The sequence below is a fragment of the Methylocaldum sp. 14B genome (assembly GCF_002005105.1).
Classification (GTDB): Bacteria; Pseudomonadota; Gammaproteobacteria; order Methylococcales; family Methylococcaceae; genus Methylocaldum.
Genome location: NZ_MSCV01000038.1, coordinates 1 through 19701, shown reverse-complemented (window position 1 = coordinate 19701; position 19701 = coordinate 1). Strand labels below are relative to the sequence as shown.

Here is a 19701-nt window from a genome sequence, read left to right as displayed (position 1 = left end):
CTGGTTCAACAGGAACGTGGCAGCCGCGAGGCGGCCGAAGACGTGAACGAGGAGTCCCCGCGAGGAGCGGACTTTGCTGGCCGCCTCGATACCGGTTTTCGCCTGAATTCAGTTAAACAGCGCTTCAATGGGTTGGCGAACCCGCGACACGGCCGTGGAATACAACCGGTCGGCGGCATCGAGATGCGCCTGTCCCGGCGTCTTTCGCACCGGCGTGAAGACCGTGAACGGGAGCGAGGTCTGGCGCGACAGGTATTCGTAAGCCTTATCGGCAAACAGATTTCGATAGCCCAGGCTCGGGGCAATCTGTTCGAGCACCGGGCCGTCGTTCAGGTTCGCCGCCGTCAGAGCGATATAGCGGGGCCGGGGGAAGGTGCCCGGCCGCTCATCGCCGATCACGTGGCTTTTCACCCCGTGGTAGTAGAGCTTCTTGGTCGCACAATAGCCACTCGCCGCCAGGTCCTTGGCAACCTTGGCGGTATACCGCCGGGCCTGCTGGGCCAGCACCACCTTGAAGGAATCGGCGACCCCGATCGGGGTGGCGGGCGCGCCAGCTGGACTCCAGCGTTCCAACAGCGCGGGAAACACGTCGGCGAGCCGATTCAGGCGCTGGACGAAGCCGCCGTAGCTGGGCAGATGCGGAAACCAATCGCGCCAATAGCGGTCGGCATGAGTGTAGAGAGTTTTGATTTCGCGCTGCTTCTGCAGGATGCCAAACAGATAGAGGGTGATGACCTCTTCATCCGTAAAGCGCAGATCGGCATACGGTGCGAAGCGTTGGATATGGATCCAGAGCTCGCGGCGATAGAGCTCGCATACCGTCAGATACACCGTAATGAGTTGGGTTTGCCAGTCCATGGTCGTGTCTCCAAGGGGTGTTGCAGAACCCTCCTCAAGAGACACCAATGGGCTGGCATCTTCTCTCCGTTAGCTCTTAATTCGCGTTTAAGTGAGCCTGCGTTCGACTACAGAACCTCGGATCAAGGAACGATCCAGCGGCTGACGGGTACCAGTGTCTCGTTCCTTTCCACATCAGGCTCGACCAGATAAGCGCCGTTCGATGCGAAGCGCCGGCCGGTGCCGAGGCTCAAATGCGGGTAAACCGACGTGGCTATGGTCGTATCCACTTCATGTTCGATCTTTTCCACGAAATAGTCACGTGAAAAATGATCGACCATATGCATCAACGCGGCTCCCGCCTTGGTCACGGCAAAATAAGTGTTCGCCTGAACGCGTTCGTCGATGGGCTCGAGCTTCCTACGCTTCAGCCACGCCTTGAGTCGCAACAACCGCCGATCAAGCGCCTCCGGTAATTCGAACGGATAAACGAAGCGAATTTTGGTTCTCGAATCGGCCGCAAGGAAGGAGGACGCTTTGTTCGACAGGGTTGAAGAAAGATAGATCCGGTCGGGGGCCAGTACAGACGCGGCCAGGCTCTCCAGGCCTCTCAAATCCGAATCTCGGAGCCAGAGGACGAGCAGAGCAGGGTGCTCGCGTTTCAGAAAAGTGCGCCAAAAATCCGCGGTCGGTTTGGCGGCTGGGTCGAGACCGACATCCCGGACCCTAGCGTTTCCGTTAGCTTTCATCGCCTTCCGAAAGGCGTCGGCGGGGATTCTGCCGGTTTTGTCGTTGCGGAAAATCTGGACGATAGGACCGGGCAGGGATCTCTCGGATGCTTCGCTGAGATGCCTGGCCAGTACGTCCGCCTCGAGGGTCACGCCGCGAGAAAAGTAGAAAGCGTAATAGCCGTTTTCGGAGAAGACGGGAAAGTCCACGTTCGGGAACAGGCAGGGAACTTCGTGCCGCTCGCAAAAATCATGGACCGGCTGCCAAGCCCCCGCCCCGATCCCGCTGAGCAGCGCAAAGACCGGCTGTGTGCGGTAATAGGCCACGAGTTGAGCGCGCCAGGTTTCCGGACGCCCCGTCAACGTCCACAGGTGTAGCCGCCACTTTCGGTAGGCCTTGTATTCACGCTCCATATCCCATGGGGCACGCTCGGCCCGCAGGGTCTCGCGTCGTGTTTCGGCATTCTTGTTCCGAAAGAAAGCCTCCAAGACATCTAGCATTGCCTTTTGTTTCGTCGGCTCCGCATCCTGGGTCGCTACCGTCGCAAAATGAATCGTTTGATCGTTGACTCCGGGAGATGGGGCCGTCGACAGCGTTTTCAAATAAGCGATCAGAGCGTCGGACTCGGTCCGGGTCAACGTATAACGCGGCATGGGCGGGTTGAGTCGGCGTCCCGTCATGTCGATGCCGGTTCGGAGGGCTGTGGCGAGCGTTTCGTCCGTGTACGCGGGGCGGCTCAGTGCGCTTTGAGACCCGGAGCCATGCATCTTCGGGTGAGGGGGGTACGCAGGGTTATAAAGCGAAGGTCCGGTGATCGGCCGCGCGACGGCTTGTCCCTCGCCGGAGCCGAACCCGCTGCGTCCATGGCAATTGACGCACGCGGCGCGGCTCCCCGTCAGCGTCACATCGTCCTGAACCAAGGCACGCAGGGGACGCCCGGAAGGAAGAACTCCTTCGCGATAGATTCGCTTGCCCCATTCGACCATCCCCAAGTTTATCCCAATGGTCTGCGTTGGTGTGGCAGCCGCAGATGCGACACATGAATGGACCGCAAGAAGCGTCAGCAAGCTTCCTTTCATGGCGTCGATCAGGCGGCGTTGCCGTAGCGTGAACATCACTTGGCCGCGACGTTGTCCGGAGCGAGGGTCAAGAAGTGATGGAGCAGGGTGTCGGCGCTCACCAACCCTTCGAAACGGAGCCATCGCGGGTCGTGGGGAAAACGCATGAACGTCAACGCAGGGTGATAGGTTTTGCCGCCCCGGTAGGCGTCGAAAGCCTTCTGAACGGCGAGAACGCTGGCCGCATCGCCGGTAAGAAAACGCCAATCCGGACCCGCGCCAAACTCTTGGGCATACTGCCTAAGCGCTTCCAGCGTATCGTGCTCCGGATCGATGGAGATCGAAATCAGGCGGAATTTTGCTCGCTGGCGGGTCAGCTGCGCCTGAAGCTTGGACAGGCGCGCCGTGGATATCGGGCAGACCGTCGTGCAGGTGGTGAAGACGAAATCGAGGACGACCGGCCTATCGATATCGAGCTGGGAAGATAAGGAAACGCGCCGGCCGCCCTGATCGACCAGCGTGATTTCCGGAATCACGTACGATAAGCCGGTCTGAAAGGAAATGGAAGCAGCCCTATCGTAAGAGCCCGCATCGCAGGGAGCAAACGCCGTCCCCGCCGTGAGAAGGAGGCAAACCGAAACGAGGCGGCGACAATCTGTTCCGTTCATGTCCTTTGCCTCCTCACCGGGTGACGTTCACCGTAACGGTAGCCGCATTGGATTCGGCGCCCCGGTTGTCGTTGACCGTGTACCTGAAAACCTCCGTGCCCGTGAAGCGCAGCCTCGGCCTGTAGGTGATCGTGCCATCGCCATTGGCGACGGCAGATCCGCCCTTATCGGGTTTCGCGGAGATCGTTACCGTCGCGGGATCGAGGCTGCCGTCCGGATCGGAATCGTTGGCCAGTACGGCAATGAGCTTGCCGGTGTTTCTGCGCGTGGTTGCCGAGTCGTTCGCCGCCACCGGGGGTTTATTGGCGGCCACGGTGATGGATACCGTCGCCGGCGTGCTCGACGATGTGCCGTCATTGGCTCGATAGGTAAAGCCGTCGGTGCCGGTGAAGCCGACGGCCGGCGTATAACTGAAGCTGCCATTGGCATTCAGGTTCAGGCTTCCATGGGCAACGCCGCCGGCCAGAACAGCGTTGAGCGAGTCGCCGTCGGGGTCGCTATCGTTGCCGAGCACGCCGGGCGCGGCGATCGAGAGGGTCCCGCCCTCGACCGTGCTGTAGGCATCGTTTGACGCGACGGGCGGATCATTAACGTCGGCCACGTTGATCGTAAAGGTCTGAGTCGTGGATAGCCCGCCGAAATCGGCGACCTTCACGGTCACGTTGTTGGCGCCCACTTGATCGGCGTTCGGAATCCAGGAGATAAGCCCCGTCCCGCCATCGATGCTCATGCCCGTCGGCGCGCTGTCGAGCGAAAAAATCAACGTGTCGCCATCGGGGTCGCTGGCCGTTACGGTATAGGTGTATCGTTGCCCTTGGGTGGCCGTCGTCACCGGGGTCGAGGTAATTGCAGGCGCGTGGCCGCCGCCGGGCGGATGATCGAGCAGGTAATCATGCGCGGCCTTGGCATCAATCAGCCCGTAGCCGTAGCTGTTGTCGGCGCCGGACTCGCCCAGGTCTTGGGCGGATTGCCGCAGGGTCGATTCCAGGACCGCTATGCCCGTATTCGGAAACGCTTCGAGCAGCAAGGCCATCGTGCCCGCGGCATGAGCAGCGGCGTAGGACGTGCCGGAGACGGTGGCGTAAATAGGCAGCCCGCCGAACGACAAATCGCTGGTGTTGACGTCGACACCGGGAGCGCTCAATTGAGGATAGATGCCGCCATCGCAGGCCGAAGCCCCACGGCTGCTGAAATTCGCCACGACCGATGTGTCGTCCACCGCACCGCTCGAAAAGGCTTCGGGATTATTGGCCGGACTCACGCTGCTCGAAGAGATCGGACCTTCGTTCCCGGCCGAGAACACGAGGCCGATACCCGCCTCCCTGAAGACCTGGATGTCGTTCGCGAATTCGAGGACACACCGGTCCGTGGTGCCTTGCAAGCCCCACGAGGCAGCGACGACGTCGGGCGCGTCGGACGTATCCGGGTTGCCGTCCGGATCGAGCAGCCACTGAAAGCTCAGGTGGATATCGCTGAATTGCGCCTGTCCGGCATCGTCGAACAGTTTGGCCGCGATCCATTCGGCCCCTGGAGCGACGCCTATGGCCGTGCCGCCGGCGCTCCCTCCGACCATGATGCCCATGGTCTGGGTGCCGTGTCCGTGGCCATCGTAGGGGGTGGCGTGCTCGCCGTGCGGGTCGTACCAACTGTTCGCGCCGCCCCGCCAGCGACTGCCGAGGTCTGGGTGATTCGCATCCACTCCGGTATCCATGTTGGCGACCACGATCCCACGTCCGGTGTGCTGCATCGCCCATAGTTCCGGAACATGGATGACGTTTAGGTTCCATTCGGGAGCGGCCTGAGTGCCGGCGCTTGCCGTCGGCGCTTCCAGCGTCTGGTCGAGACTCATGCGCTCGACCTCCGGCCGCCTGGCCACTTCTAGAACCGCTCTTCCTTTGGCGGCAAACGACATCCCGTTGATCAACCAAAGCTGCCGGACGCGCTGAGCCCCCTGGCTTTGCAAAAAGGCTTTCAGCGATTTCTGGCTTTGATTCGCCTTGGCCTTGAGCGCTTTGGTGATTTTACTTCTGCGGAGCCGTTTGTCCTTGTCCTTGAAGTCGCCTAACTCGACTCGGTCGGACAGTGTAACGATCACGGCGATGGACTCATTCGGCTTTGCCGTTCGCAAGACCGCATCGAGCCGGGGATCGATGGCGCCGGCGTGCGTGACCGGGCCGGCAAAGGTCGCGAGCAGTAGAATCGAGACGGTGCGATTGACTGGTCTGCGGAGATTTGAAACACGCATCGCGATCACTCCACGACCAGATTTTCTGCTCTGAAGTCACCAATCACCACCGTGACTTTATCGCCGGCTTCGATTTGTCTGCCGGGATTCGCGAACAAGGCGAAGTAGGTTCGGTTCTCCAGGGGAGCTGCGCTGGTCTGGCGCAGAAAGCCGACGGTCGGCGCGGTGGGCACCAAAAGCCGGCTGCCGGTCTTCTGATCCACCACGTAGGGGTTAAGCGTCCGGTCAGCCATCGGAGCGGCCTTTCCGGCATCGATGATACGGTAGCGGAAATCGAGCATATTGCCCGCCGCCGAAAGTCTGATGCCCAAGAGCCGGATGCCCCACCGTTTCTCCAGCTCAGTCGGAATCTCTGCAACCGGTTTGAGCCCCCGACCGGCGACCTCCGGCGCGGAATCGCCCGGCCATCGGGCAGCGATGACGGCGGCACAACTCATGACGACCAGCATTCCCGAAGCGAGATAGCCGATCCGATAGCGACGCACAGAAACACGCCCCTGTGTTTTCATGACACTCCTCCCATGAATCATTTCCTACCGCGTGACATTCACCCGAACCGTCGCGACGTTGGACGTTGTGTCCAGGTTGTCCCTGACCGTGTAGGTAAACGCGTCGGTACCCCTGAAATTGAGTCTCGGCGTGTAGGTCACCGTGCCATTGGCGTTGGGTGTTGCCGTGCCGCGCCGGTTGGGCTGGGTCACGATGGTGACCGTGCTCGGGTTGATACTGCCGTCCGGGTCGGTATCGTTGGCGATGACATTGATAAGCACCGTCGTATTCGTTCTGGTGGTCGCCGTATCGTCGCGCGCCAACGGCGCCTGATTGGGATTGACCGTGATCGAGACGGTCGCCGGGGCGCTCGTGCTGTTGGCGGCCCCGCTGCTGTCCCGCGCCTGATAAGCGAACGTCGCCGTACCCGTGAAAGCGGCGGTCGGGGTGTAGGTAAAACCGCCGTTCGTGTTGCCGGTGACCGTGCCGTTCGACGCCGTGCCGAAATTCACCGCCGTGAGCGTATCGCCCGCATCCGGATCGCTGTCGTTAGCCAGCACCCCGGGGGCCGCGATATTCAGCGTTCCACCCTGAATCATGCTGTACGCGTCGTTCCGCGCCAGCGGCGGATCGTTCACGGGGGTCACGCTGATGCTCACCATCGCTACATTGCTGCTTATGCTCCCGCTGATGGCTTTATAGCTGAAGCTGTCGATGCCCGAGGTATCGGCGGTCGGCGTATAGGTGAACGAGCCGTCGGCCGAGAGGCTCAAAGTGCCCTTGCTGGTGGTGCTCACCAGCGCGGCGGCGAGCGGCGATGGCCCGGTATCGTTGCCCAGTACGCCCGGGGCGGCGATCGAAAGAGGCGTATCCTCATTCGTCGTATAGGGGCCGTCGTTAGCGGCAACCGGCGCGCCCGGCGCAGCCGCGCCCACCGTCAGGTAAGCCAGCATGCCGCCGCCGGGCTGCATGCCGTTGGTCAGAGTCAGCCTGCGGTCGTAGATCGCATATTGGCCGTCCTGGCCCGGGGTCGGAGTAAGCATGGCGTCCAGCGTCTTGGCGGCGGGCAGCATCGCCGAGTACTGAGTCTTGACATAAGGGTAAGGATGGCCGTCCTCGGCCACCAGTTGCATGTCGAGTCCCTGGAGTACGGGAACATGCGTCTGCAAGCCGGCGTTCAGGAATCGGATCAGAGTCCTTTCTCCCGCTGCCCCGGCTGAAAACGGCGGCGGGCTGTTCGCGTCGTACGGCTCGCCATTGATCAGGAAGTATTTTGGTTTGTAATCGATCGTGCTGGGATAGGCGGGACCGCCATAGGTGCCGCCGGCAACGGCGGCATGCAGCGCCGGGTCGATTTCGCTGTAGAGCAGCATGATTTCGTTGTCGTAGTCGACGTTGGGATAAGCCCGTCCGCCCGCATCGTCTTTTTTCAGCCCCCCGTACAGCCCCATCTGCACCTGCACCTGTGGGTGGGTGCCGCTGTGATAGAGATAAGTCCCCGGCCTGAGATTGGTCCAGCGATAGGTCTTGGTTTCGCCGGCCGAAGTCTGGTCCGTGAACGAACGGACGCGCGGCCTGCCGTTGGCGTCGTTGACCTTGACCGGCGTCATGCTCGCGATTTGCCCCGGTATGACGATCGAGACCGGCTCGGGCAATCCATTGTTCTTTAAGTGAACGGTGAGGGTGCCATCGCCCGGCGGGACCGTCAGCGTCGGTCCCGGCACGGTCGCGGGGTTGCCCGAATCGAATGTTTCGTTGTCGAGCGCGAATCCCCACATGGGTATCGTCGCACCATCCGGCATCATCACGTCGACCGTGTCCGCTCGCAGCCAGTATTCCGCGCCGAACGCCGAACTCCAGGCGATCGCCAGCACCGATAACGGCGGGAGACGCATACCGGATACCAGTTTCCATTTTTTGCTGCTCATGATTTCGTTCCCTCGATCAAGGAATCGGCACGCCGGGTGGCTCGATGATCACCATGGTCATCATCCCCCCCGGGAATATGTCGTCATTGGTAAGCTCCCGCTCGGTATGGGAGTGCCACATGTGGAAATAGCCGGCATTGAGGTTCTTGCCGCCCGCACCGGGAGGCAATATTCCGAACTGTCCCAGATATGGGCTGCCGCTCCAGAATTCGCCAATCGTCACGGCGAGTTGGGGATCCGGCAACGCGACCGGAAGCGGCTTGCCGTGGTCGGGCGCGTATTCGTTCGGCTGCAGGGGATCGCCCGGCTGGTGCCCGTAAATGTCCCAGCCGAGCCGTTTTCCGGTCCATTCGAAGATCGCGTCGTAGGTTTCCCCGGGCGCCGTCGTAATGGTGTAGTCCGAAACCGCGAGATCGGGCCCCGTCCCGGACGCGCTTTCCAGCAGCCTGCCGTCGCGGGCGATCAACCATGAGTTGTTGCCGTGATGATGGAACGGATGGAGGTCGCGGCCGCCATTGATGATGCGAAGCAAGAGTTTTTCGCCGGGATGCATCCTGGGCAAGCAGTTATAAGGCTGCGTCGGTAGCCAGGGCGTTTCGTTGCCCGCTTTCAGCATCGTGTCGGGATTATTGCGTCCGTTAATGAACCAATGCACCGGGTGGTAAGCCGCGGTGTCGATCTCGGACCGACGGCCGGCCTCGACCAGCCTGTGAATGGTCGGATCCATCTCGCTCAGCAGGAACAGGTATTCCTGATCGAAAGCGCTGTCCGGGTGTCCGTAGGCCTGGTTGTTCGAATTGGGCCGAACGATGAGCGCGCCCATCAGCCCCATCTCGACCTCCAGGTCCATCCTGGTGCCGGCGTGATAGAGATAGGTTCCAGGGCGGGATGCGGTGAAGGTGTAGGTCACGACCGCTTCGTTTTCCGGTGTGGCCGGGTTGTCCGCGATATCGGCCTCACGGGTCAACAATCCCTCCTTTCCGCCGCCGGCCGTGACGCCCTCCTGTCCCGGAAACACGATGGACACCGGCAGGGGCGCGTCGGCGCCATGCGGCGGCAGCGCGTTGTGCAGCGTCACGGTGACGACGTCGCCCTGGTTAACGATCAGAGTCGGTCCCGGATATTGCATGGTCCCGTTCCCGTTGGCGTAGCCCCAGGCGAGGATGGTATTGCCGTCGGCGGTGCTGATGTAGTCTTCCTTGGCGGTGAGGTCGAAGGTCGGCCCGGTAATGCCGTCGATCTGGGCGATCGCCGGATGCCCGAAGATGCCGAGCAATAGCGCCACGGAGGCCACGGAGAGTCTTTCGAGTATGCAAGCTGACTGGTTCATGGTCCTGCTCCTGCTCCTAATTGATCACGATCTCGGTCATCATCCCGCCGTAATCCTCGGTGTTGTTGCTCAAATAATTGAGATTGGTGGTGTAGAGGAAGTAGGTTCCGGGTGCGATTCCGCGAGTATCGATCAGAACGTCAACGGCCTCGCCCCCGCCCAAGGTGATGGAGCTGGTATCGTAGTAGAGCGTCTTGCCGGTCGGACCGCGCAGGATGTGGGCGCCGGTTCCCACCACGGTCATCGGGAGCCCCAGCGCCGCCACGGTGTAGAAATTGGTGACATTGAGATTGGAGATGCGCAGCAGGATGCGTTGTCCGGCGCTCGCCGTGACCAGCGAGGAAACCTTCTGCGACTGATTCCCGTTGTTGGCGCTTTCCCCGGTTTCCGGATCGATGGGCGTCGGCAACTGGGCAGGGTTGACGGTGTCCGGATAGCCGCGCCCGTTGATCATGGGATAGGTGTCCTTCATGTTTGCGAAAGGCAGCGGCTGTATTTGCAGGTGGAGATCGTGGAAGACGGGGTCGAATGAACCGAGTTGCAGCGGAAATTCCACGTCGTACCCGGTCGAGCCGTCGCCGTCGTTGTAGACGAATTTGGTGTAAGTCTTTCCGTCGTAGGTCTTGGAAGTGCCGTCCTGGCTCGGGTGCACGTATAGATTGCCGAGCATCCCCATCTGCATGTGTTCCGCCGCCTCGACGTGACAGTGATAGATGAAGGTGCCGGGTTCCACGATGTTGTAGTAGTAGGTGAGCGATTCGCCCTGGTTGACGGCGATCGAGCCTTCGGGAACGCCGTCGAACACGGACGCGGCATTGGGAAACCCGTGGAAATGGACGGAATGGGGATCGAACAGGTCGGGGCGTATCGCCAGGGCAACGTTGGTGAGCGTGAGGTAAAACTCGTCGCCTTCCCTTAGCGAGATGGTCGGTGCCGGAAAATTTGCCGCCAGCAGCCCGGTATCGATCACTTGGTCGGACGGGACGCCGGTCACGTCGCTGAAGCCGAAAATGTATTGCAGTTTCTCGATGTCGTCGCCCATCCGGATGAAGCCGTCACCGGCCGCGAGATGTTTGCATACGGCGCGAGGATGATTGGGATCGGGATTGTCTATGACCGCGTCGCCGTTGATGTCGCCCGGACACTGGACGTACACGCCCGCGTGGGATGTATGCGTTAGGGCACAGGCGATCGAGGCTGCCAGCAGCCTCACGGGCATGCGAAGATCGGACGTATCCATGATTGCCTCCTCCATGGGGTCTGGGTGTGCCGCCGGGCGTCCGCCCGGCGGGATTGGCGAGCTGAATCAGGGCAGGTGATAGTCCCCGAAGGGTTCGCCCGTGGCCGGATTGAACAGGGTCAGCGGACCGAAGTGCACATCGATGAAGTTGCCGCCTTCGTCGAAGGCCGGTGCCGTGGCCAAGGCCGTCGTGACTTCCGGTTGCTGGATCGTCTGTCCGGGCGAACTGTTGAAGTACGAGGCCAGGAAGCCCGGATTGTTGGTGTTATTGGGAGTGAGGAGACCTCCGGGATAGCTGCATCCCTCCGGCCCGCTGAGCGAGGTCAGCGTGCTGGCCCGCGGATTCAGACAGGCCGTGCTGGCCGTTCCGAGGACCGCCAGATCGTGGAATACCGCCCCGGTGACGCCATCCGCCTCCACCGCCGGTCTCAGGCCGAAGCTGGCCGGGTCGGTGCTATTGTCGATCTCCCAGAAGAACGATCGGTTCCGCCACACGATATTGTTCAGGAGATCCGGATTGGAGAAGACACCGTACTGATTCCTGGTCAGAGCACCGAACGCGGCCGCTAGCGCGGTGCTGTGGGCACGCGAGACGATTCCGGCCGGTTGCGCGTTGGACCGGTTCGGACTGCCCGGACTGAAGGCCTCGCCGGCCGTCGCGGTGCTGTCGTTGTGGGCGATCGTGTTGTGGAAAATTTCGATCCGGGCAGTATCCTGCATCGAAATTCCGCCGCCCGCCAGTCCGGCGATGTTGTCCACGATCCGATTATTTCGGATTTGTATTTGGTACCATCTGCCGGCGTTATTTCTTGCCGCCAGAACATCCGCGCCATTGACGAAAAGGGTCCGGATGCCGCCGCCGTCGCCCGCGCCGGCCATATTGCCCTGGATCAGGTTTTCGTCCACGGTCACGTTACCCGCGCCGGCGCTCAGTTCGCCCGCGGCCAGGGCGGGCAGCCCGCCGATGAAGATGCCGCCGCCGGAAGCGTTCTGTCCCTGATTGAAGGTTTGGTTGAAAACGACGGTGTTCCGGGCGATCAACCCATTATCCACCAGCCTCGAACTGCTGAGTCCCAAATGCGCGATGCCGCCGCCGTCTCCGGTGGAGAAGTTGCCGCACACGAAGTTGTCGGTCACCTCATAGTTTCGCGATCCCGTGGCGACGGTGATTCCACCCGCGCCAAGACCGCCGCTGGCGCCGTTTTCGACCACCTGGTTGTGGTGGATGCGGACGTCATAGTTCTCGTTGTCGGTATAGGTGGTGCCGTTGATTAATTGCGGGTTCCCGATGCGGATTCCGCCGCCGTAGATGCCGTTATTGCCGATGATGCGGTTGTTGCTGATCTCCAGATAGCGGGCATAGCCGTTGACGAATATTCCGCCGCTGTGGTCCGCACCGGTGATGGTGAAGCCGTCGATGCGCGCCCTTTGAGCCGCGGGGCCCGAGGCAAATTCGCTGACGTTGGCCACCACGGTAATGCCCGCGCCTTCCTCGGTGTTGAACAGTATCGGCTCGTTGTCCTGGGGATCCGGCGGACCGGCTTCCTGTCCCGGCAGCAGACTGAACTGGTTCGTGTCGAGAAGCTCGGCGAGCTTGTTTCTCCAGTTTTGCAATTTCTCGGACGGGAACTTGGCCGCGTTGATGATGGTTGACCCGGCTCCCCAGCCCTGGAGGCGAACCTTCTTGTGCATGATCGGCAGTTCGTCGTATTCGCCGGGAGCGACCGTGATCAGCGCGCCGTTCGGGGCCGTGTCGATCGCCGCCTGGATGGACTGTCCGGCGTTCACGACGATCGGGGCCGCCCCGCCGACGGTGACGGTGACGCCGGTCACGGAGAATGCGCCGCCGTTGGCGCGGGTAACGACCAATTCCCCGGTTGTCGTACCTTGCGGGACCCGTACGACGATCTGATCGTCGGTCCAACTGCAAGCCGGCGTACAGTTCGTGAAGGACAGGATCGTGTTGCCGATCCGTACGGAGCCCTGTGCATCGCCGAAACCGTAGTCGCGCACGATGGTTTTCGCGTTGGTGCCGTCATAGGCCGGATTCGGCACTTCGACCAAGCCCATCGAGCGGATGATCAGATACCGTCGGTTATTCCCCGTGTTGCTGATTGGCGTGGGTACGTAAGGGCCGACGTTGGCGGTGCCGGTCACCGAATAGATCATGGGCGTGTGAATGGGCTGCTCGCAATCGAGCGGAAACTTGTCCTGCGAAGCGAACGCGGCGATGGGTAGCACCGGGGTATCCAGATAAGTGGTCTTGCCCGGCATGTACTGGAAGGTGTAGCAGAACTGGCTGTACCTCGGGTTGTAGTAGGGGTCCAATGTGTGTCCGCCGGGATTGTTCGGATCCGGCATGGTTGGCGAGTTCATGCACGCCGTCAGCATGTTCGGCGCCACCCCCGAGGGTATGGGCGGATTGATGGTGAACGTGGAGGGCACCAGGGCGTTGAACCGGCCCCACTGGTCCGCGTGCACGCGGTTGATCTCGCGGCCGGTCCAGTCGCGAATCGAGACCGGAAGGTAGGGTGGGGCATATTTCTCGCCGAACGTTGGCGCGTTCGGGTCGAACTCGTTCGACAGATCATCCAGTATCATGCCGACCATATGCCCCGCAATCGGTACTTCGGTGAACATGAAAAAATCCGCCGCCGCATTCTGGCCCTGAGCGACGCGAACCTGCTTGCGATCACATAGAGGCCGTGTCTGCCCGGCGTAGGCTCCGGGCACGCCCGGAAACAGACTCAGCTCGGCCGGTACCAGGTGCGGGTCGCCGACGCACACCGGCGGCAGAAGCAAGGGGCTGGGCGTGTATTCGTCGCCGAAGTCGACGTTCTTGTCCTCTTCCTTCTGATGCTCGTAGCCGGGCGGAGTGACCGCCGCGACGATATAGGTGCCGGCCGCCAGCTCGGGTTTTCCGGCAGGACCGCCGAAGGCATAGCCGCCATCGAACAGGGCGGGCCGCACCTGGTTGAAGTTGCGGAGACCGTCGTAGCAGTCGGTCGGCTGGCCTGTGGACGAGAGGAAAATATCGCCCTGGCAGCCGGCAGGCAGGTTGTCGTCCCAGCTGTCGGTGGTGGTGAAATCGACCGCGTCGCCCAAATCGAAAGTCCCGTTGGAATTACGGTCGATGTCTTCAGGCCCCTTGGCCGCGTTGCCTTCACTCCAGCCGAACGGATAGTTGTCTACGTCGGCCAGCACGAAGGTTCCGGGCGCGCCGAGGGCGGAACAGTCGGGCTTATCGATGACGCCGTCGTCGTTGCAGTCCCGGTAGAGATTGACCTGCACCCTCGGAATGCCCGGCTCCCAGTTCTCGGCCGCGGCATAACGCGGATCATCCTCGGCACGAGTGGTCGGATAATGGACAATGCCGCTCACGCCGCCGTTTTCTCCGATCGGATAGACTTGTTTGCCCCAGTCGATCACGCTGGTCTGGCCGAGAAAGCCTTGTATGCCTTCCAGCAGCACCGGTCCGGCTTCCGTGCGCGAGAGATTGTGGCCGGTGTTCGGATTCACGAGTTCGTTACCTACTGTGCACCCGGTTTCAAAGGCGTCGGCGGCGGTGCAGAACTGCGGTTGAGGATTGAGCTTGCCCCGCGCTTCGGTACTGGCCGGTATCGCTCCTCCGGCGTCGACCGTGACGGTGGCGCCGGTCGCCTTGAAGCGGGCGAAATCCACTTCCGCGACTAGCCAGTTGAAGAAGGGAAAGATTTCCTCGAAGCCGTACGAACCGTCCGCTTTTGTGGGGAAGGACTGGTAAATGCTGCCGTCGCGGAAGCGGAGGTTAACGGCCTGGTCCGGCATGCCGACTTCGCCGTCGTCGCGATAACCGTTGCCGTTGGCGTCGTAGAACACACTGCCTTCCAGTCGGGAAAACCAGTCGAACACCGGCACTTCCACGAGGTCGCAGCTTCCGTCCGGGGTATTGCAGCTACCGTCGCCGTTCACCGTGACGCCGTGCGAAGCGAAGATGATATCCAGAGCCTCGTCCCAGACCACCAACTGATAATTGCCGGGCGGGACATTGGGAATGGAGAAGCTGCTGTCGGCATTGCAGGGTTGAGCGAAGATGGCTTGGCCTTCGCCGACGGCGAGGTCGTTCAGGCCCACCCAGCAGTTGGGAAAGGGGTGTCCGTTGTAGAACGGGAATTCCGGCGGACGCGAGGTGTGCAGGTTGACCACCCGACCGCTAATGGTGCTGCCGCCGGTGAGCACCGTCGTATCGTTGATCTTGTTGACGAAGCCGATGAAGACATGGTGCCCAGGCGGCCCGAATTCAGTGAAGAAGGGCGGTTCATTCGCCTTGACCCAGGCATCGATCCCTTTTGTGCCCTCGATCGTGCTTGTCTGGTGCCAGTCGGAACCGGTCGGCGGTATGGCAAAGAGGGTGTACTTGGCGGGCACCAGATTCTTGATGAGGGCCACACCGTTGGCATCGGTCTGGATGACGCCGAGCGGGTTTCCGAACGCATCCTGGGTGACCTCGCCTCCGGACTGGCCATAGGTTCCGCCTGCTTCGTAGACCTTGATCGTGAAGCCGGCCAGTCCCTGTTCTTCGGGCAGGTCGGGGGCGTTGTTGATGGGGCGGTTATCGTTGAAGACGAACACCGAAATCTGCGCGGTGGGTATCGGCGACCGATTGACGTAAACGGTTACCGCGGACTGGCCCGGCGCTATCGGAGCGCCCCCTATGGTGTAACCGGGATTGGTGGCAGCGGAATCCGGGAGTACGGAAACGAAGTAGCGCTTGCTAGGGTTCAGAGGAATGTTCGACGCATTGTCCTGGTTGCCTTTGGCCACCAGCGGCATATAACTGGTATGGAAGCCGAGCGCGAGGCTCGTTCCCGGCTCGGCGGGCACGCCCGGTTGAGAAACCTTGGTGGCGTCCTCCTCGATCAGCCAGCGGAAACTGCCTACCGGACTTCCATCGGAACCGACCACGGTGATGTCGACCGCCTGGACATCGAGATGAACGGAAAGCCCGAGCACCAAAGCAAGAAAAAGCACACAGCGCTTTGCGCTTTTGATCGACGCGTCACGACACGAAACTCGAGCGTTCATAATCCTCCTCCTTGTGAGCGCGATGTCTTTTTTTGGGGGCGAGCGCCAGCGCGACGACCCTTCGCTCGGCGTCCTTACCTGGCGTTGGAACTAGCGTACTGAAAGGAGGATGAGTAAGAACTACAGCGGATACTGTATTCGGTAGCTCGTCGATACTGTAGTCTGAATGAGCAGATAGGGTAGAGGCCGGTGCGGGAGATGCGCCAAGAGCCGAATGACAGGCGACTGCGAGGGCTAGGAACCCGAGATTCTCGTAATCCGGAAGTCAGCGGCCGGTCGTACCGGTTCGCAACGCTGAATCGTTCGATGGGGCGAGTCGCAAATCGTTCTTTGTTTGACCGGACTCGGGGCAGCTACGAGTCAGGGACTAGATCGGCGGCGAAGAACTCGAGCCCGGAAGATAAGACTCGACCAGCCTTGAAACCTCCGCGGCGCTTGCCGCATCCTTGGCCAGGAAATAATCCGCGCCGCACGCCGAGGCGGCTTCACGATACTCGACCGCGTCGTAGCTGGTCAGAATGACGATGGCGGGAGAATAAATTGTCTTTATCTTGCGGGTCAGTACGAGACCGTTTTCGCCGGGCAGCTTGAGATCCATGAAAATAAGATCGGGCCGCGCGAGATCGATCGTTCTCATCGCCGATGCGCCATTTTCGGCTTCCGCGATAGCGAAGTGCGCGAACTGGTCGCACAAGAAGGCTTTAAGAGAGCGCCGAAAAGAGGCGTTGTCATCGACAATCAATATTTTGCGCACGGTCGCTGGGTTCCTTGATAAAAGCGGAAAGCATTCATTCCCTTGCGTGACGAAGAGGCATCCGGCCGAATCATCGAACACGCCGCTTACCCGGTTATTTGACCGTACACGCTCGTATTGTTTCAGGCACTAAGGATTTTTGCTTATTTGGTTCGCGCGCCCAGCCGTAGAAGATCAGCAAAAACAAAGTAGCATCGCGCCATGGAAGAAAAAAAACGAATCTGTATCGCCGAGGACCACACGATTTTGCGGGAAGGTTTACGGGTACTGTTGTCGCAAGATCCGGAGTTCGAAGTCGTCTGCGAGGTCCATGATGGCCTGGAACTCATTCGCCGCTGCCGCGACGGCATAGCGGATCTAATCTTGCTCGATCTTTCCATGCCCAGGCTGGGCGGCTTGGAAGCGATCCTGGAAATCAAGAAACGTGTATCGCAGCAGCTGAAAATCCTGGTACTCACTGTGCACGACGTCGAAGAATACATCCTCGCAGCCCTGAGATCCGGGGCAGACGGCTATGTTTTGAAGGATGCCACCCATGCGGAATTACGTATCGCGATTCGCAGCGTGTTAATGGGGAAAATTTATTTAAGTCCGAGTATTTCCGGAAAAATCATAAAAGCCTATCTGCAAATCAAAAGTACGGAAGAACCTCGGTCAACCTGGGGCAGCCTGACCCATCGGGAGCGAGAGCTCCTGAAATTGATCGGTGAAGGCCACAAGAACAAAGAAATCGCGCAATATCTGCATCTCAGCGTGAAAACCGTGGAAACCCACCGCGCGAACTTGATGAAGAAGCTGGATCTCCACAGTGCTGCGGCGCTGACCTCCTATGCGATAGAGAAAGGGCTGGTTCTGCGATAGACAACGACACGCGGGTTGCGCGGGGCGGCTTTCCAATCTGCGCCGCCATGCGGCGGTCACGAGTCTTCTACTCGGCCCAGACCGCGCGAACGATCGTGCCGATGCCGGGCGCGGAATCGATGTAGAAGGCCCCCCCGGAACCCTCGCACCGTTGGCGCATGCTAGCGAGGCCCAGGCCGCGTTGCCGTAATTCTCGTTCCACGGTCTCGCTGACGTCGAATCCCCAGCCGTCGTCGGTGACGATCAACTCGACTGCGGTGTCGATTTTTCTCAGGCGAAGGACGATCCGATCGGCTTTGGCGTGTTTCGCAACGTTGTTCAGTGCTTCCTGAATGATCCGATAGATCGCGGTTTTTAATCCGCCGGGCACATCGCTTTCCTGCAGTTCTATTTGTTTTTCGACCGTGATGCAGGCATAGATGTCCTGAAAAGTGCGGCAGTGCCAGCTCAAGGTCGCAAGAAGCCCCAGATCGTCCAGAATCGCCGGCCTCAAGTCCATCGAGATGCGCCTCACCTCGGAAATGGCCTCCTGGATGACAGGGATAACGGCTCGCAGGGACCTCTGGCCGGATGCGATCTGATTGTCTTCGAGCAGCGCGTTGACGTTGTCCAAACTGAACTTGATGGCGCTGAGGTACTGTCCCACGGTGTCGTGAAGCTCCGAGGCGATCCGCTTGCGCTCTTGCTCCTGAGCGCCGAGAAGCTTTGCGGACAAGAGTCTAAGCTCATGTTTCGACTGCCAAACGACGTCTTTCAGCCGTTTTTTCGGGGTAAGGTCGATGACGTTCCCCAGGATGGCGGGAGATCCGCGATGTGCGATCAAGATCTCGCTCCGTCTGATCCAGATCACCTTGCCATTTTTCCTGATGCCTCTCGCCTCATGCACCGGTGGTATGGCGGCCGGTTTCTGCTGGTACACAACGGCCGCTTTCTGCGAACGCCGATGATCTAACTGAAAAAGTTTCCCGGGTGACATACCGATCAGTTGATCTTTCGGATAGCCGAGGATTTTGGCCAACTTTTCGTTCGCATAGACGACTTCTCCATCCTGAACGATGTAGATGCCGACGAGCAAACAATCGTCGAAGGCATGCTTAACCGCCGCATGCGGCGACGTTTCCGTCGTCTTGCGGGTGTTGGTTATATTCCGTGGATAGTCTTTGGCGCCGAAAATTTGCCGATAGGGGTAGGGGAGGGAGCCGCCAGCGTGCTGAACCAAAAGCCCTTGATGCACGGTCTCGACCATTCGGCGAAACCATTCGACGGCCTTTTTCCTTTCGATCATCCCTGCTCTCCGCTCGAATTCATAAGATATTCTGACAATCAGCGGATTCGGCATTCCGCCAATAGCGCAGTTCCATTAACTCCGGACGACATCCTCTCCGGATCGTTCCAACTGGTGTTCTAGGCGGAATATAAACGAAACTTGGACAATCCGGCTACTCGCATTGGCCGGTCCGATGCCGTTTCCGCCGCGCCCTCCATAGTACCCTTTGCTGTTCCTTGTGCTAGAACGCCTCTTCCCATGGCTTGGATAGGACCATGGCCGAATGAATGATCCCGACCATCGAATAGGTTTGCGGGAAATTGCCCCACATTTCGCCGGCCAGCGGGTCAGGGCATAGCGGATCGCCTCGGCTAGCGCCGACTTTTTCGAGACCTGTGTCAGCGTGGTGTGCAGCCAGGTCTGAAGCGCCGCGAGGAGCGGACCCGCGCGGGCTTGCCGCGCTGCGGCGCGGGCCTCCGGCGGCTGGCCCCGGATCTCGGCTTCGATCGTATAGAGCGCACCGATACGCTGGAGCGCCTCGGCCGCCAAGGGACTCCTGTGGGCCTTGTGGAGCTCGTAGAACTTGCGCCGGACGTGCGCCCAACAGGCCACTTCCTGCACGCGACCGGTGTCGTACAACCCGTTGAACCCGGCATAGCCATCCGCCTGCAGGGCGCCTTCGAAGTCCTTGAGATGCGTCCTGGGATGCTGGCCTTGGCGATCCGGCGCGTAGGCGAACCACACCGCGGGCGGCGTGAGATCACCGGCCGGGCGGTCGTCCCGGACATAGGTCCACAGCCGACCGGTCTTCGTCTGGCCCTGACCGGGCGCGAGCACCGGGACCGGGGTATCGTCGGCGTGGAGCTTCGGACCGGCGAGTACATGCCGGCGGATTGCCGCGACCAAAGGCCGGAGGAGGCCCGCGGCGTCGCCGACCCAATCGGTCAAGGTGGACCGGGACAGGTCCACGCCTTCGCGGGCGTAGATGGCCGACTGGCGGTACAGCGGCAGATGATCGCCGTATTTCGAGACGAGCACATGGGCCAGCAGTCCCGGACCCGCCAAGCCTTGGGCGATGGGCCGGCTCGGCGCCGACGCCTGGACGATGCGGTCGCAGCGGGCGCAGGCACACTTGGGGCGGACGTGGCGGATCACCCGGAAGCGGGCCGGGACGTACTCCAGGATTTCGGCGACCTCCTCGCCCAAGGGCTTCAAGGGACCGCCACAGTCG

12 protein-coding genes and 1 pseudogene are annotated in these 19701 nt (G+C 60.8%); 1 reads left to right on the top strand and 12 read right to left on the bottom strand.

The window, feature by feature from the left end:
• Positions 1–108: 108 nt before the first annotated feature.
• From B2A78_RS21720 to B2A78_RS21675, 10 genes are all read right to left on the bottom strand, one after another.
• On the bottom strand, positions 109–858 hold the full coding sequence (locus B2A78_RS21720; RefSeq protein WP_240502630.1) for a transposase: 750 nt from the start codon (positions 856–858) through the stop codon (positions 109–111).
• 122 nt (positions 859–980) lie between these two features.
• Positions 981–2681, bottom strand: a complete 1701-nt coding sequence (locus B2A78_RS21715; RefSeq protein WP_168175517.1) for a c-type cytochrome — start codon at positions 2679–2681, stop codon at positions 981–983.
• Positions 2681–3292: an SCO family protein gene (locus B2A78_RS21710; RefSeq protein ID WP_077732152.1), complete on the bottom strand. Its 612-nt coding sequence runs from the start codon at positions 3290–3292 to the stop codon at positions 2681–2683. Before B2A78_RS21710 ends, B2A78_RS21715 begins: the two co-directional genes overlap by 1 nt.
• Before the next feature lie 13 nt (positions 3293–3305).
• Entirely contained in the window at positions 3306–5537 is a 2232-nt protein-coding gene (locus B2A78_RS21705) for an Ig-like domain-containing protein (protein ID WP_077732151.1), read from the bottom strand.
• Positions 5538–5542: 5 nt separating this feature from the next.
• The gene (locus B2A78_RS21700; RefSeq protein WP_077732150.1) at positions 5543–6046 is read right to left on the bottom strand and encodes a hypothetical protein; all 504 of its coding nucleotides are present in this window, start codon (positions 6044–6046) and stop codon (positions 5543–5545) included.
• A 24-nt stretch (positions 6047–6070) separates the two neighbouring features.
• Positions 6071–7954, bottom strand: coding sequence for an Ig-like domain-containing protein (locus B2A78_RS21695; RefSeq protein ID WP_077732149.1), 1884 nt, complete (start codon positions 7952–7954; stop codon positions 6071–6073).
• 16 nt (positions 7955–7970) lie between these two features.
• A complete protein-coding gene (locus tag B2A78_RS21690) occupies positions 7971–9284 on the bottom strand; it encodes a multicopper oxidase domain-containing protein (RefSeq protein WP_077732148.1) in 1314 nt (437 codons plus the stop codon).
• Positions 9285–9300: 16 nt separating this feature from the next.
• A complete protein-coding gene (locus B2A78_RS21685) occupies positions 9301–10524 on the bottom strand; it encodes a multicopper oxidase domain-containing protein (RefSeq protein ID WP_168175516.1) in 1224 nt (407 codons plus the stop codon).
• Positions 10525–10590: 66 nt separating this feature from the next.
• Complete coding sequence (locus tag B2A78_RS21680; RefSeq protein ID WP_077732146.1) at positions 10591–15588, bottom strand: hypothetical protein; 4998 nt, start codon at positions 15586–15588, stop codon at positions 10591–10593.
• A gap of 367 nt (positions 15589–15955) precedes the next feature.
• The gene (locus B2A78_RS21675) at positions 15956–16342 is read right to left on the bottom strand and encodes a response regulator (RefSeq protein WP_168175515.1); all 387 of its coding nucleotides are present in this window, start codon (positions 16340–16342) and stop codon (positions 15956–15958) included.
• 201 nt (positions 16343–16543) lie between these two features.
• Here B2A78_RS21675 and B2A78_RS21670 point away from each other — a divergent pair, with 201 nt between their 5' ends.
• On the top strand, positions 16544–17203 hold the full coding sequence (locus B2A78_RS21670) for a response regulator transcription factor (RefSeq protein ID WP_077732144.1): 660 nt from the start codon (positions 16544–16546) through the stop codon (positions 17201–17203).
• 67 nt (positions 17204–17270) lie between these two features.
• Here the strand turns inward: B2A78_RS21670 and B2A78_RS21665 are convergent, their stop codons facing one another.
• Positions 17271–18488: a PAS domain-containing sensor histidine kinase gene (locus B2A78_RS21665; protein WP_168175514.1), complete on the bottom strand. Its 1218-nt coding sequence runs from the start codon at positions 18486–18488 to the stop codon at positions 17271–17273.
• Positions 18489–18803: 315 nt separating this feature from the next.
• Positions 18804–19701 (bottom strand): annotated as a pseudogene (locus tag B2A78_RS21660) (IS66 family transposase); the annotation flags it as partial.

Coding starts and splice junctions, on each gene's coding strand:
- B2A78_RS21665 (WP_168175514.1), bottom strand. CDS start 18,488: ATGATCGAAAGGAAAAAGGCCGTCGAATGGTTTCGCCGAATGGTCGAG.
- B2A78_RS21700 (WP_077732150.1), bottom strand. CDS start 6,046: ATGAAAACACAGGGGCGTGTTTCTGTGCGTCGCTATCGGATCGGCTAT.
- B2A78_RS21710 (WP_077732152.1), bottom strand. CDS start 3,292: ATGAACGGAACAGATTGTCGCCGCCTCGTTTCGGTTTGCCTCCTTCTC.
- B2A78_RS21670 (WP_077732144.1), top strand. CDS start 16,544: ATGGAAGAAAAAAAACGAATCTGTATCGCCGAGGACCACACGATTTTG.
- B2A78_RS21715 (WP_168175517.1), bottom strand. CDS start 2,681: ATGTTCACGCTACGGCAACGCCGCCTGATCGACGCCATGAAAGGAAGC.
- B2A78_RS21705 (WP_077732151.1), bottom strand. CDS start 5,537: ATGCGTGTTTCAAATCTCCGCAGACCAGTCAATCGCACCGTCTCGATT.
- B2A78_RS21695 (WP_077732149.1), bottom strand. CDS start 7,954: ATGAGCAGCAAAAAATGGAAACTGGTATCCGGTATGCGTCTCCCGCCG.
- B2A78_RS21720 (WP_240502630.1), bottom strand. CDS start 858: ATGGACTGGCAAACCCAACTCATTACGGTGTATCTGACGGTATGCGAG.
- B2A78_RS21680 (WP_077732146.1), bottom strand. CDS start 15,588: ATGAACGCTCGAGTTTCGTGTCGTGACGCGTCGATCAAAAGCGCAAAG.
- B2A78_RS21690 (WP_077732148.1), bottom strand. CDS start 9,284: ATGAACCAGTCAGCTTGCATACTCGAAAGACTCTCCGTGGCCTCCGTG.
- B2A78_RS21685 (WP_168175516.1), bottom strand. CDS start 10,524: ATGGATACGTCCGATCTTCGCATGCCCGTGAGGCTGCTGGCAGCCTCG.